This is a genomic window from Amycolatopsis sp. NPDC004169, assembly GCF_040610315.1.
Classification (GTDB): Bacteria; Actinomycetota; Actinomycetes; order Mycobacteriales; family Pseudonocardiaceae; genus Amycolatopsis.
Map to the genome: position 1 here is coordinate 1 of NZ_JBEXMD010000020.1, position 12,841 is coordinate 12,841.

Genomic DNA, 12,841 nt, shown 5'->3' on the forward strand with positions numbered 1-12,841 from the left:
GGGAGAGCGCTTCGTTCACACCGAAGAGGTCACTGGTTCGATCCCAGTATCGCCCACCCGATCACCGAGAAGGCCCCGCCACCGGCGGGGCCTTCTCGGTTTTTGATCCACTTCGGACCGTCCCTACAGCAGGCGGCGCTGGACCACGTCGGCGATGACCGTGTGGACCATCGTCTCCACTTCGCCGTTGCCGGGCAGGGTTTCCCGGCGCCGGCCCGCGAAGAGCAGGTGGCCGCCCCCGATCAACGACAGGGCCAGGGCTCCGACTTCGGCGTCCGCGGCGATGCGGCCCTGTTCGCGCTCGGCTGACAGGTAGTCCGTGAGCATGTCGCGAGCCTCCGCCAGGATCGGGAGGCCGGTTCGCCTGCGCAGGCGGGCGCGGAGTTCGTCGCGGAAGAAGATCAGGCTCGTCAACGCCACCGAGACCGGGTCGAACAGCTCGACCAGGGCGTCGACGAGATTTTCCCCGACGGTCCGGGTGCCGGCCGAGGCGTGCAGGAGGGCGGCCTGGTCGGCCAGGCGGGCGAGGCGGTCGCGGACCAGTTCGGCGAGGAAGTCGTCGAAGTCGGTGAAGTGCCGGTGCAGGACGCCCTTGGCGACGTCGGCCTCGGTGGTGACCGCCCGGCTGGTCAGGGCGCCCGGGCCGTCGCGGAGGAGGACCCGCTCGGCCGCGTCGAACAGCTGCTTGCGCACATCGCGCAGGTGGACCCCGGTCGGCATGGAGCTCATTCTCCGGCACGCCCGGTGATTGCCCTAGTGGGCAAGTGCCCATTAAAGTGGGCGCATGCCCACTCAACCCCATGAGGCCCGCGCGATGGCCGAGTCCTTCGGAACCGACGTCGAACGCTACGACCGCGCGAGGCCGCCGTACCCACCCGAACTGGTGAACCGGATCGTCGCCGAGAGCCCGGGAACCGACGTCCTGGACGTCGGCTGCGGAACGGGCATCGAGGCCCGCCAGTTCCGCGCGGCGGGCTGCCGCGTCCTGGGCATCGACCCCGACCCCCGGATGGCGGCGTTCGCCCGCGGCGGGGGAATCGACGTCGAGGTGGCGAAGTTCGAGGACTGGGACCCGTCCGGCCGGACGTTCGACGCCGTGATCGCGGGCCAGGCCTGGCACTGGGTGAACCCCCGAACCGGCCCCCCGAAGGCGGCGCGGGTCCTGCGGCCGGGAGGGCTCCTCGCCGTGTTCGCGCACGTGTTCCAGCCGCCGGCCGAGGTGGCGAAGGCGTTCGCGCAGGCCTGCCGCCGGGTGCTGCCGGACATGCCGTTCGCGGCCGAGACGAGAACGGCGGCAGAGATCTACGACGTGATGTTCACCGGTTTCGCCGACGCGATCACCGGGGCGGAGGGTCTGGACGCCCCGGCACGCTGGACGTTCGAGTGGGAGAGGACGTACACGCGCGAAGAGTGGCTCGACTTCCTCCCGACAACGGGCGGCTTGACGCGCTTGCCGCCCCAGGCGCTGGCGGAGGTCCTGTCCGAAGTGGGCAAGGCGATCGACGCACTGGGCGGAAGCTTCGTGCTGCCGTACACAACCTTGGCGGTGGCAGCGAAACGCCCTTGACAAAAAAAGTTGTCGGTGAGAGGTTGGAGCCACCCAGGAAGAACGAACCAGGCGGAGGAGCACCATGTCGTTCCAGGCGTACCTCGACAACGCGGAGAAGCAGTCGGGCATCACTCCCCGAGCCTTCATGGAGCTGGCCAAGACCAAGAACCTGACAAAGCCGGCCGAGATAGTGGCCTGGCTGAAGCAGGACCACGCCCTGGGCCACGGCCACGCAACAGCACTGGCCCGCTTGATAGCAAAGGGCCCGGAGTTCGTGGCGGAGAAGCACGCAGGAGGAAAACTCCACATCGACGGCCTGGCAGCCCCACGCCCCTGAGAGCGAACCGGCCACACCCCTCCCGCCGACCCGATACAAAGCCGCTGAACAATCCGGCGATCGGGTCGGTGAACGCGACATTCCCTTTGCTGTTCAAGGCATCGAGCGTGCTCGAAGAGGCATCACACGTGATCAGAGCCCGCCTCGGTCAGCGGCCGGCCGCGAGCGCGGGTTCCGGCGGCGCCGCCGCGGGGGACCGCCGCGGCAGGAACGCGGCGACGGCCAGCGCGAGCAGCGCCGCCGCCGAACCCATCCCGAGCACGAGCCGGAACCCGTTCTGCGACGGCAGGGTTGCCGGGCCGAACGGGATCGTCAGCCGCGCCAGCACCAGCCCCGCCGTGGCGCTGGAGACGGACGTGCCGATCGAGCGCATCAGCGTGTTGAGACTGTTGGCGGCCGCCGTTTCCGACACCGGCACCGCGCCCATGACCAGCGCCGGCATCGCGCCGTAGGCCAGCCCGATCCCGGCGCCGATGATGCTCGAGACCAGCACCAGCTGCCAGGTCGCGCTCATCAGGACGATGCCGAGGGCGTAGCCCGCGGCGACGACCACCGCGCCGAGCATGAGCGTCGTCTTCGGGCCGCGGGTGGCCGAGATCCGGGCGGACACCGGCGCCAGCGCCATCATCACCAGGCCGGACGGTGCCATCACCAGGCCCACCGTGAGCATCGAGCGGCCGAGGCCGTACCCGGTCGCCGCCGGCAGCTGCAGCAGCTGCGGCAGGACCAGGGACATCGCGAACATCGCGAAGCCGAACACCGCGGAGGCGATGTTGGTCAGCAGCACCTGGCGCCGCGCGGTCGTCCGCAGGTCCACCAGCGGCCGCGCGGTCCGCAGCTCCCAGCGGCCCCACAGCAGCAGGACGACGGCGGCGGCCGCGAACAGGGCGAGCGTCGCCGGGCTGCCCCAGCCCCAGTCGGCGCCCTTCGAAATGGCCAGCAGCAGGCACACCAGCGCGATCGACAGCCCGGCCGCGCCCGGCACGTCGAACCGGCCGCCGGTGCGGACCGGCGACTCCGGCACGAGCGCGACGACCAGCGCGGTGACGACCACGCCGAGCCCGGCGGAGGTCCAGAACAGCGCGTGCCAGTCGGCGCTTTCGGCCAGCAGTGCGGCCGCGGGCAGGCCCAGCGCGCCGCCGACGCCGAGCGACGCGCTCATCAGCGCGGTCGCGGAACCGAGCCGCTCGGCCGGCAGTTCGTCCCGCATGATGCTGATCCCGAGCGGGATGACGCCGGCGGCGAGGCCCTGCAGGGTGCGCCCGGCGACCATCGGCACCAGGCTGTCGGAAAGCGCGCCGACGGTCGAGCCGGCGACCAGCGCGCCGAGGCCGACGAGCAGGATCCGCCGTTTGCCGTACATGTCGCCGAGCCTGCCCATGGTCGGCGTGGCCACCGCGCCCGCGAGCAGGGTGGCGGTGATGGCCCAGGTGGCGTCGGCCGCGGAGGCGTGCAACAGCCCGGGCAGCGCCGGGATCAGCGGGATGACCAGCGTCTGCATCAGCGAGACGGTGATGCCCGCGAGGGCGAGGACCGCGACGACGAGGTTCGCGCGCGGTGCGCTGGATGGCTCGGACACGAACTGCCCTCCGGGGGAGATTAAATCAGTTGCTTGACTCACCGTAGCAGCCTTCGGTTGACTGCTGACGAACCGACGGCCACCGCGGAGGAACGATGACGACCACGGAGATCCCCGAGTTCCCGATGCCCCGGGCCGCGGGCTGCCCGTTCGACCCGCCGCCCGCCGCCCGTGCGCTGCAGGGGGAAACCCCGCTCACCCGGGTCCGGCTGTGGGACGGCAGCACGCCGTGGCTGGTGACCCGCTACGCCGACCAGCGGGCGCTGCTGGTGGATCCCCGGGTCAGCGCCGACGCGACCCGGCCCGGGTACCCGAGCCCCGCGCCGCTGCCGAAGGGCGGCGCCGGGTTCGGCTTCATCCTGATGGACGACCCGGAGCACGCGCGGCTGCGCAAGATGGTGACGGCGCCGTTCACGATCCGCCGGGTCGCCGCACTGCGCCCGGCCGTGCAGCGGATCGTCGACGACCTGATCGACGAGCTGCTGGCCGGCCCGAAGCCGGTGGACCTCGTGGAGGCGTTCGCGCTGCCGGTGCCGTCACTGGTGATCTGCGAGCTGCTCGGCGTCCCCTACGCCGACCACGGCTTCTTCCAGGACCACAGCAAGGTCGTCGTCCACCGCGACACGAAGCCCGAGGAACGGGCGGCCGCGCTCCGGGCGCTGGCGGGTTACCTCGACCGGCTGGTGGGGGCGAAGCTCGGCCAGCCCGCCGACGACCTGCTGTCCGGGCTCGCCGCCCGGGTCGCGGCGGGCGAGCTGACCCGGCCCGAAGCCGCGCAGATGGGTGTCCTGCTGCTCGTCGCCGGTCACGAGACGACGGCGAACATGATCGCGCTCGGGACGCTGGCCCTGCTGGAGCACCCGGACCAGCTGGCGCTGCTGCGCGAGGGCGGCGATCCGGCGCTGGTCGCGTCGGCGGTCGAAGAGCTGTTGCGCTACTTGAACATCACGCACAACGGACGCCGGCGCGTCGCGCTGGAGGACATCCGAATCGCCGGGGAGACAATCCGCGCGGGCGAGGGCCTGATCATGGCGAGCGACATCGCCAACCGCGATCCGGCGGCCTTCCCGGACGGTGACCGGCTGGACCTGACCCGCGACGCGCACCGGCACGTGGCCTTCGGCTTCGGCGTCCACCAGTGCCTCGGTCAGCCGCTGGCCCGGCTCGAGCTGCAGGTCGTGTACAGCACGCTGTACCGGCGGATCCCGACCCTGGCGCCGGCCGTCGGGCTCGGGGAGATCCCGTTCAAGCACGACGGATCGGTGTACGGCGTGTACGAACTGCCGGTCACCTGGTGAGTCAGACGCTGCGCAGCACCGACACCACCGCGCCCAGGATCACCGCGCGGTCGCCGTCGATGACGTCGTAGGCCGGGTTGCGGGGCTCGAGGTACACGTGGCCGTCGCGGCGGCGGTAGACCTTGACCGTCGCCTCTTCGTCGATCATCGCCGCCACGATCTGGCCCGAGTGGGCCTCTGACTGCTGCTTGACCACGACGATGTCGCCGTCGCAGATCGCCGCGTCGATCATCGAGTCGCCGCGGACGCGCAGGCCGAAGACCGTGCCGCGGCCGGTGAGGTCGCGGGGCAGCTTGAGGACGTCGTCGGTGTGCTCGACCGCCGAGATCGGCGTGCCCGCCGCGATGTCGCCGACCACCGGCACCGGCACCGAATCGCCGTCTTCGGCGGCGGCCGTCCCGTTGAGGAACGCGCGCACGTCGATCGGGCGCGACACGGTCGCGCCGCGGCGCAGGAAGCCCTTGTCTTCGAGGCTGGCCAGGTGCTTCGACACCGACGACGTCGACTGCAGGCCGACGGCCTCGCCGATCTCGCGCGTGCTGGGGGAGTAGCCGTGCTGGACCACCCAGTCCCGGATCGCGACCAGGATCCGCTGCTGCCGCTCCGGCAGGGCCGAGGGGTCGAGGTGCTCGAACGTGTCGTCGTAGGTGGTCACGGGCGTGATCCTAGAGGCACGCGCCCCGCGCCCCGCCGCCGGTCTCACCACCGCGGTCCCGCTCAACGGAACACCGGGTGACGGTTGGCGCCTTACCAACACCATCCGTTACTTTGCCAGCCGTTGACCTGGGTAACGATCCGAAGTATGGTCTAGACCACAATTTTCCTTCGCTCGTAACCCTTCCCGTCGCGGCGGACCTCCAGCGAGGCCGGGGCCGCGGCTGCGCCGTGCCCGGCGGCGGGAGGCGAGCCCGTCCCCGAAGGAGCCGGAATGAACCGCAAACTGGTCGCGGCCGCCGTGGGTGCTCTCCTCGCCCCGGTGCTCGTGGTGCTCAACCCCGCCGGGATCGCGAGCGCGCACGGCTACGTCAGCTCGCCCGCCAGCCGGCAGGCGCAGTGCGCCCAGCACACCGTGCAGTGCGGGCAGATCCAGTACGAACCGCAGAGCGTCGAAGGACCCAAGGGCCTGCGCTCGTGCAACGGCGGCGTCTCCCAGTTCGCCGAGCTCAACGACAACAACAAGGGCTGGCGCGCCGCGAGCGTCGGCCGCACGGTGACCTTCACCTGGACCTTCACCGCTCGCCACCGCACGTCGAACTACCAGTACTTCATCGGCAGCCAGAAGATCGCGGAGGTCAGCGGCAACAACCAGCAGCCGCCGGCGACGGTCGCGCACCAGGTGAACCTGGGCAGCCACACCGGCCGCCAGACGGTGCTCGCGGTGTGGAACATCGCCGACACGGCGAACGCGTTCTACGCCTGCATCGACCTGCAGGTCAGCTGAACCGTCCACTGTGGCCGGACGGGCCGTGTCACCCCCTCGACGACACGGTCCGCCCGGCCTGCTTCGCGGCGACGAACCGCTTCCGGAGCTCGACCCCTTCCGTCAGCGCCGCCACGGCCTCCTCCGGCCGTCCGACGGCGCACAGCAGCATGGCGTGGTTGCCGAGGCTGCTCGCCAGCATCCTCAGCACGGCTCCGGTCGGCAGCAGGTCGTCGTCCCCGGGACGGCGCAGCTCCACGGACTCGGCGCTCGCCCGGACGGCTTCCTCGACGAAGCCGAGGTCCAGCAGCTGCAGGGACTTCGTCATCAGGCAGTCGGCCAGTGGCCCGGCGCGGTAGAACCGCGGGGTCTGCCGGTCGAGCTGCCGGTAGACCGCTTCGGCGTCGGTGAGAGCCGACAGCGCGGCATCCGGACGGCCCAGGTCGTTGAGCCGGTAGGCCTGGGTCATCAGGTCCGAGCCCAGCTCCATCAGCTCGACGTCCGGGTGGTACTCGCCCAGCACGGCGGCGAGCCCGGAGGTCCGGTCGTGCAGCGCCGGCGAAGCCGCCGCCAGCTCGCGGAGCTCTCCGGTCACCTCGTGCAGGTCACGCTCCGGGTGCGCGGCCGCCCGCGCGGCGGCGGCGTAGAGCACCAGCGGCTGCCCGCCGCAGAACTCCAGGAGCTCGCCGGCGCCGTCCCCGGTCGCCCGGTCCGCCCCGATCGAGGCGGCCAGCAGCTGCCGGGCCGCGGCCTCCGGCAGCGGCCCGAGCGTCACGGACCCGGCGCCGGACCCGGCGACCAGGCCGTTGAGCCGGTGCCGGCCGGTGATCAGGACCGCGCCTTCCAGGCTCTCCGGGAGCAGGAGCCGCACCTGGTTGGAGTCCCGGGCGTCGTCGAGCACGACGAGCAGCCGCTTGCCCGCCACCACGGTCCGGTAGAGCGCGGCCCGTTCTTCGGCGCCACCCGGGATTTCCTCCGGGGTGACCCCCAGCTCGAGGAGGAAGTCGTGCAGCACCTCCGACGGCCCCCGTGAGGCGAGATCGGTGCGGGACCCCCACAGGTCGGCGTACAGCTGGCCGTCCGGGAACGCCCCGCGCTGCCGGTCGGCCCAGCGCAGCGCGACGAACGTCTTGCCGATGCCGCGCGGACCGTCCACCACGACGAGGTTCCGGCAGGGCGTCCCGGTCAGGTGTGCGGTGAGCGCGTCGAGTTCCGCCTCCCGGCCGACGAACGGCCCGGGCTCGAACGGGCGCAGCCGCGGCGGCGCCACGGCGCGGCCGGCGGTCGGGTCCGGCTCGTCCGCGAGGGCGAGCAGCCGGTCGCGCTCCCCGCCGGTGAGGTCCAGCACCCGCGCGACGCGCCGCACGGACGGCCCGTGCGGATGCCCGCCGTCGCCGGTTTCCCACCGCCGGAGGGTCCGGATCGACACCCCGGCGGCTTCGGCCAGCTGCTCCTGCGTGAGCCCCGCGCGCGTCCGGTACCGGCGCAGCGACGCGCCCCAGCGTTCGGCCAATCGCCCTCCCCCTCCCACGGGTTCCATGATGGCCGTGAGGAGGGCCGGAGACCAGGCCGCCGACCGGCCAGGCGTGGCCGGTGCGCCGTATCGTTGCCGGGATGCGGGTCCGGACGGTCAACGGCGCGAAGGAACTCCAGGTCGACAGCGGGCCGTGGACCCGCTCGCTGAGCGACCGCTTCACGGCCGAGGGCTGCACGAGCCTGCTCGTCGGCTCGCCACGCGGACCCGTGCTGCCGGACCTCGGGTTCGTCCGCGACCTGCCCGGGCTGACCCGGATCCGGCTGCTGCGCGGGGTGGCCGACTGTTCGGCGGTGGCCGGCGTGCCCGGCCTGACGGAGCTGACGCTCGCCTCCGACTACCGAGGGCCGCTGAGCCTCGCCGGCTTGACGCGGCTGGAGGTGCTCGGGATGCCGTTCCTCCCGGCGGTCGCGGACCTGACGCCGCTGCGCGCGCTGCGGGAGCTGACGGTGTGGGGCTGGCCGCGGACCGAGCCGTCCCTGCGGCTGCTGGGGGACAAGCCGGCACTGGAGTTCCTGCGGCTGGAGCTGATCCGCACGACGGTGCTGACTCCGGCCGGGCTCGCCGCGCCGAACCTGCGGACACTCTGGCTGTACGACGGCCGGGTGTCGTTCGACGGCACCTTCCCCGAGCTGACTGTCCTGCGCCTGCACAGCACGAAGACGGCGTCCCTCGATTTCGTCCGCGACCTCCCGCGGCTGCGCGAACTGTTCCTGGAAAACGCGGGCGAGGTCGAAAGCGTGACGCCGGTGCGGGGACACCCGGCGCTGCGCACGGTGGCGTTCGGCGGCCGGACGACGTTCCGCGACGGCGATCTCAGTGCGCTGCTGGACCTGCCCGAGGTGGCGCTGGAACGCGGAGCACCCCACTACAGCCACCGGCCCGCGGAGGTCCGGAAAGGCCCGTGACGGTTCGCCTGCCCGGTCCACAAAGGATCGCCGGCGACCGACGGCCTCGCCGCCCTGCACCAGAAGGGCGGCGAGGCCGTCTGCCTAGCGGGTGAAGGTGAACCAGTTGACGTTGACGAAGTCCGACGCGCTCCCCGAGAACGTCAGGTACAAGTCGTGCACCCCGGTGGCCGGCGCGACTATGTTGGCCGGCACCGTCTGCCACTGCTGCCAGCCGCCGTTGTTGGCGAAGTCGATCTCGGCGATCACCGGGCCCGTCACGCTGTCCAGGCGGGCCTTGATCGCGCCGCTCACCCCGGCCGGCGCGCCCGAGGCGAGGCGGGCCACGAACTGGTTCGGGGAGCTCGACCCGAAGTCGACGCGGGCGTACTTCAGCCAGTCGCCGTTCGCGATCCAGCCGACGTCGACGCCGCCGCCCGTGTCCGCGCACGACTCGTTCTGCGTGCCGCTCTGGGCGTTGTAGGCCTCCGCCTGGATCGTCGAGTACGCGCTCGTGCCGCCGGAGCCCGGCGGGGTCGTGCCGCCGCCCGCGCCCGGGCCGAGCGCGACCGTCCAGGACGTCGGGGCCGGGTCCTGCAGGTGGCCGTCGACGGGCTGGGCGCCGGTCGGGCCGACGTCGTCGTACGGGAACGCGTAGCCGATCGAGGCGTACTGGTGCACCAGGCGCGCGTAGTGGTTGGTGGTGGCGTCCCGGTAGTACTCCGACGGCGCCACGCCGTCGGGCTGGTTGTTGCCGCCGGCCACCAGGAGGCTGCTGCGGTTCAGCGCGGCGGCCAGCCGGGCGGCGACCGCGCCGCGGGCGTCGCTGCCGGAGTTGTACAGCGGCCCGCTCGCGCAGCCGAAGATGTCCGCCGCGCTCGGCTTGGTGAACGGCACCCCGTTGGTGTTCAGGCCGGCGAACACGATCGCGTCCCCGCTGACCGTGCCGGTGTAGGAGCCGATGCCGCCCTGCCCGTTGACGGTCAGCGGCGTCGAGCGGTAGTGGTCCCAGACGGCGTTGAGGTAGTTCGTCCAGTAGCCGCCGAAGTCGACGGGGGAGTGACCGGGCGCGAGCACCCGCACCACCTGCCCCCCCGAGTCGGTGACGACCAGCCGGTCCCACGGCGCGCCGTCGGTGTTGTGCTGCGCGCGCAGCCCGTCGGCGATGCCGGCGAGGGCACCGTCCGGCAGCGGGCTGACCGACTGCGCGCCCGCCGCGCCGGTGGTGGCCATCGACACCGGCAGCGCCACCATGTCGACGTAGCTGATGTTCGCGTAGAGGTTCGCGCTGTTGTAGGTGAACTCGCAGAACGTCCAGTTCGTCTGCCAGTTCGGGTCCGCGCTGGCGAACCCGGGCTGCACCAGGCCGGGGCCGGGGTTGACGAAGAACTGGATCTTCTTGCCGACCGAGAACCACACGCGGCCGCCGATGAGGTAGTCGGTCAGCGTCACGGTGACCTGCGCGCCGGCGCCGCTGAGCGGGATCGCGTAGTCCGGGATCGGCGTCACCGGCGCGGACGGGTTGGCCAGCGGCTGGAACCGGCCGTCGGCGGTGACGAAGCCGGGGCGCCCCGCGGTGTCCGCGCCGCTGATGTAGGCGTAGACGGTGCCGCTGCCCGAATTGTTCTTCAGGGTCAACGGCAGCGCCGCGGCGGCGCGGGCTTTCGGCGTCGTGACGGCGGACCACAGCGGCGTGCTCGCCGCGGCGGCGACCAGGCCGGCGGTGACGAAAGTTCGCCTCGACAGCATGGCACCTCCTCGAGGGCGGGCGGTGTCCCCGCGGCCGGACGGCCCCGTGGTCACCGGAAACGGTGAACGGACGGTAGGGACGCGTTCCGGCGGGGGTCAACATCCGGCGGCCCGGCTCGGGTACGGACGGCCCTCGACGGTGCCCTTTCGTAGCCGGACCAGTTCCGGCCGTGGTCCGGTCCCGGTCCGAAGTGGACGGTGGGGGTCAGCGGCGCGGCGCGGGGAGCCCGGCGGCGGCGAGGGCGTCCCAGAGCGGGCGGGCGTCGTACCGCCGGGTGTCCAGGCCCTCGACGAACTGGCAGCCGTACGCGGCCGCGGTGAGATCGGTCGTCTGTCCGCGGGTGTCGACGAACCGGAGCGCGAAGGCCGGGCCCAGTTCGGCGGTGCAGGCCACGTCCGACGGCGGTTCCGGCAGATCGCAGGCCGCGGCGACGACCTTCTTGATGGCGGCGACGTCGGTGGTGCGGGTTTCGCCGCGGCTCTTCCCCGGAGCGGGCAACGGCGGGTACAGCGGCCCGCTTTCGACGAGCTCGCGCGGTTCGTAGGAGGCGGAGCACAGCGGCGACGCCGAGCCGGGCCGGGCGCTGCCGCCGCAGGCCACGGCAGTCAGGGCGACCAGGACCACGGCGGGGACAGCGAACGGCCGGCGCATGGGGTGCCTCCTTCGTTCCGTTGCCCGGGAGACGGAACGGCCCGGCCGCCGGGTTGCACGGCCGGGCGGTGGACTGGGGCTTGTCCGACAAACACCCCGGCTGGCTGCTGGGATGCCGCCGCTCGTGCCGCGGTGAGGCCGGCCAGTCCCGCGCCGACCACGGACGACGTCAATGCGGCGCATCGGCGGCCTCCAGCACCGGCGTGGCCGCGGCGAAGGCGTCGGCGGCGGCCAGGTCGAACTCGCCGTGGTCGCTGCCCAGGCCCTGGGCGACCAGTGCCGCGGCGGCCGAGCCGAGCACGGCGGCCTCCCGCGGGGACCGGCCGAGGCCGATGCCGCGGAGGAAGCCGGCGGAGAACGCGTCACCGCAGCCGGTGGTGTCGACGACGTCGACCGCGAACGCGGGCACGGCGAACACCTCCTCCGCCGTGACCACCAGGGCACCGCGCGCGTCGCGGGTGACGGCCACGCAGCCGATCCCCCGGGCGATCAGCGCGCGGGCGCCCTCCTCGAGCGTCCCGGCGCCGGTGAGCCCGACGACCTGCTGCTCGTTCGGCAGCAGGTAGCCGAGGTGGGGCAGGGCGGGGGCGATCCAGGTGAGCACGCCGGGATCGCCGGGGGCGAGCAGGTCGGCCGAGGTGATCACGCCGGCCTCCCGTGCGGGAGCGAGGATCTTCGCCGCGTTCTCCCCGCCCATCAGCTCGGGCGCGCCGAGGTGCAGGTGGGTCGCCCGGGCGACGTCGGCCGCGGGGACGTCGTCCGGCCCGTAGGTGAGGTTCGCGCCGGGGACGTGAAAGGCGGGACGGCTGCCGTCCGGGCGGATGGGCAGCACCGAGGCCGACGTCTGCACGCCCGCGCGGCGAACCACGAGCGACGTGTCGATGCCGTGCTCGCCCAGCATGGCCAGCAGCAGGTCGCCGATCGGGTCGGTGCCGATCGCGCCGGCGGTGCGCACAGCGGCGCCGAGCTTGGCCAGCGTCAGCGCGGTGCCGGCCGCGGTTCCGGCCGGGCCGAACCGGATCTGCTCGACCAGCGCCGCGCCCTGTCCTTCCGGGATGGCCTCGACCGGCCGGACCTGCACGTCGAACACGTGCGCGCCGAGCGTGATCACCGTTTGCGTCACAGATCCTCCTCGATCCGGTGGGTGCGGCCGTAACCGCGTCGCATGGCCGCTTCCACGACCGCGGCCTGCTGGCCCTCGTCCAGGACCCGCGGGGAGCCGATGGCGGCGGCGTTCCGGTAGAGCTCGCAGGCCCACTCGAGCAGCAGCGCGTTGTCCACCGCCGCGGGCAGCGTCGGGCCGTGCACGACCGCGCCGTGGTTGGCCAGCAGCGCCGCCGACTTGCCGTCCAGCGCCGTCCACACGTGCTCGGCCAGCTCGTCGCTGCCGAAGACGGCGAACGGCGCGACCCGCACCGCCCCGCCGAGCAGCAGCTGCTGGTAGTGCACGCACGGGAGTTCGTCGAGCACGAGCGAGATCGCGGTCGCCTGCGGCGAGTGCGTGTGCACGACCGCGCCGGCGTTCCAGCGGCGGTAGATCCCGAGGTGCAGCTCCAGTTCCGAGGTCGGCGCGAGCTCACCGGCGACGACGCTCCCGGCCAGGTCGACGACGGTGACGTCCGCGGGCGTGACCCGCCCGAGCACGACGCCGGTCGCGGTCACCGCGACGTGCTCGCCGGCGCGCACGCTCACGTTGCCTGCGGTGCCGATCAGCAGTCCTTCTCCGGCCAGGCGGTGGCAGGCGTCGACGACGGCCTGCCGTTCGGCCTGCAGGAGCGCGGTGCCCTGGGTCATCGGCTCAGGGTAGATCAAACATGAATCAAAGTCACGTTCAGG

13 protein-coding genes are annotated in these 12,841 nt (G+C 72.8%); 5 read left to right on the top strand and 8 right to left on the bottom strand.

Going from position 1 to position 12,841, the window contains the following annotated elements; genetic code table 11:
* Nucleotides 1-123 precede the first annotated feature (123 nt).
* Nucleotides 124-720, bottom strand: coding sequence for a TetR/AcrR family transcriptional regulator (locus tag ABZX11_RS25515; protein ID WP_354917154.1), 597 nt, complete (start codon nucleotides 718-720; stop codon nucleotides 124-126).
* A gap of 94 nt (nucleotides 721-814) precedes the next feature.
* Between ABZX11_RS25515 and ABZX11_RS25520 the strand changes: the two genes are divergently transcribed.
* Entirely contained in the window at nucleotides 815-1,567 is a 753-nt protein-coding gene (locus ABZX11_RS25520) for a class I SAM-dependent methyltransferase (RefSeq protein ID WP_354917511.1), read from the top strand.
* 64 nt (nucleotides 1,568-1,631) lie between these two features.
* Nucleotides 1,632-1,886 (top strand): DUF4287 domain-containing protein, encoded by a 255-nt coding sequence (locus tag ABZX11_RS25525; protein ID WP_354917157.1) that lies wholly within the window; start codon nucleotides 1,632-1,634, stop codon nucleotides 1,884-1,886.
* A gap of 148 nt (nucleotides 1,887-2,034) precedes the next feature.
* Here the strand turns inward: ABZX11_RS25525 and ABZX11_RS25530 are convergent, their stop codons facing one another.
* The gene (locus ABZX11_RS25530) at nucleotides 2,035-3,465 is read right to left on the bottom strand and encodes an MFS transporter (RefSeq protein ID WP_354917160.1); all 1,431 of its coding nucleotides are present in this window, start codon (nucleotides 3,463-3,465) and stop codon (nucleotides 2,035-2,037) included.
* Between the two features lie 95 nt (nucleotides 3,466-3,560).
* Here ABZX11_RS25530 and ABZX11_RS25535 point away from each other — a divergent pair, with 95 nt between their 5' ends.
* Nucleotides 3,561-4,763 carry a cytochrome P450 gene (locus tag ABZX11_RS25535; protein ID WP_354917163.1) on the top strand — a complete coding sequence of 401 codons (1,203 nt, stop codon included), beginning with the start codon at nucleotides 3,561-3,563 and terminating at the stop codon, nucleotides 4,761-4,763.
* 1 nt (nucleotide 4,764) lies between these two features.
* Here the strand turns inward: ABZX11_RS25535 and lexA are convergent, their stop codons facing one another.
* Nucleotides 4,765-5,418, bottom strand: coding sequence for a transcriptional repressor LexA (lexA, locus tag ABZX11_RS25540; protein ID WP_176176834.1), 654 nt, complete (start codon nucleotides 5,416-5,418; stop codon nucleotides 4,765-4,767).
* A 273-nt stretch (nucleotides 5,419-5,691) separates the two neighbouring features.
* On the opposite strand from lexA, the gene ABZX11_RS25545 reads away from it, so the two are divergent.
* Nucleotides 5,692-6,204 (top strand): lytic polysaccharide monooxygenase auxiliary activity family 9 protein, encoded by a 513-nt coding sequence (locus tag ABZX11_RS25545; RefSeq protein WP_176176835.1) that lies wholly within the window; start codon nucleotides 5,692-5,694, stop codon nucleotides 6,202-6,204.
* Between the two features lie 28 nt (nucleotides 6,205-6,232).
* On the opposite strand, the gene ABZX11_RS25550 is transcribed toward ABZX11_RS25545, so the two are convergent.
* Nucleotides 6,233-7,696 (bottom strand): helix-turn-helix domain-containing protein, encoded by a 1,464-nt coding sequence (locus tag ABZX11_RS25550; RefSeq protein WP_354917166.1) that lies wholly within the window; start codon nucleotides 7,694-7,696, stop codon nucleotides 6,233-6,235.
* A gap of 101 nt (nucleotides 7,697-7,797) precedes the next feature.
* Between ABZX11_RS25550 and ABZX11_RS25555 the strand changes: the two genes are divergently transcribed.
* Nucleotides 7,798-8,625: a leucine-rich repeat domain-containing protein gene (locus ABZX11_RS25555; protein WP_354917169.1), complete on the top strand. Its 828-nt coding sequence runs from the start codon at nucleotides 7,798-7,800 to the stop codon at nucleotides 8,623-8,625.
* Nucleotides 8,626-8,709: 84 nt separating this feature from the next.
* On the opposite strand, the gene ABZX11_RS25560 is transcribed toward ABZX11_RS25555, so the two are convergent.
* From ABZX11_RS25560 to ABZX11_RS25575, 4 genes are all read right to left on the bottom strand, one after another.
* The gene (locus ABZX11_RS25560; protein ID WP_354917172.1) at nucleotides 8,710-10,353 is read right to left on the bottom strand and encodes a beta-1,3-glucanase family protein; all 1,644 of its coding nucleotides are present in this window, start codon (nucleotides 10,351-10,353) and stop codon (nucleotides 8,710-8,712) included.
* A 205-nt stretch (nucleotides 10,354-10,558) separates the two neighbouring features.
* Complete coding sequence (locus ABZX11_RS25565; RefSeq protein WP_354917175.1) at nucleotides 10,559-11,005, bottom strand: hypothetical protein; 447 nt, start codon at nucleotides 11,003-11,005, stop codon at nucleotides 10,559-10,561.
* A 169-nt stretch (nucleotides 11,006-11,174) separates the two neighbouring features.
* On the bottom strand, nucleotides 11,175-12,128 hold the full coding sequence (locus ABZX11_RS25570) for a carbohydrate kinase family protein (protein WP_354917178.1): 954 nt from the start codon (nucleotides 12,126-12,128) through the stop codon (nucleotides 11,175-11,177).
* Entirely contained in the window at nucleotides 12,125-12,799 is a 675-nt protein-coding gene (locus tag ABZX11_RS25575; RefSeq protein WP_354917181.1) for a class II aldolase/adducin family protein, read from the bottom strand. The genes ABZX11_RS25570 and ABZX11_RS25575 overlap by 4 nt, the downstream gene beginning before the upstream one ends.
* Nucleotides 12,800-12,841 lie beyond the last annotated feature (42 nt).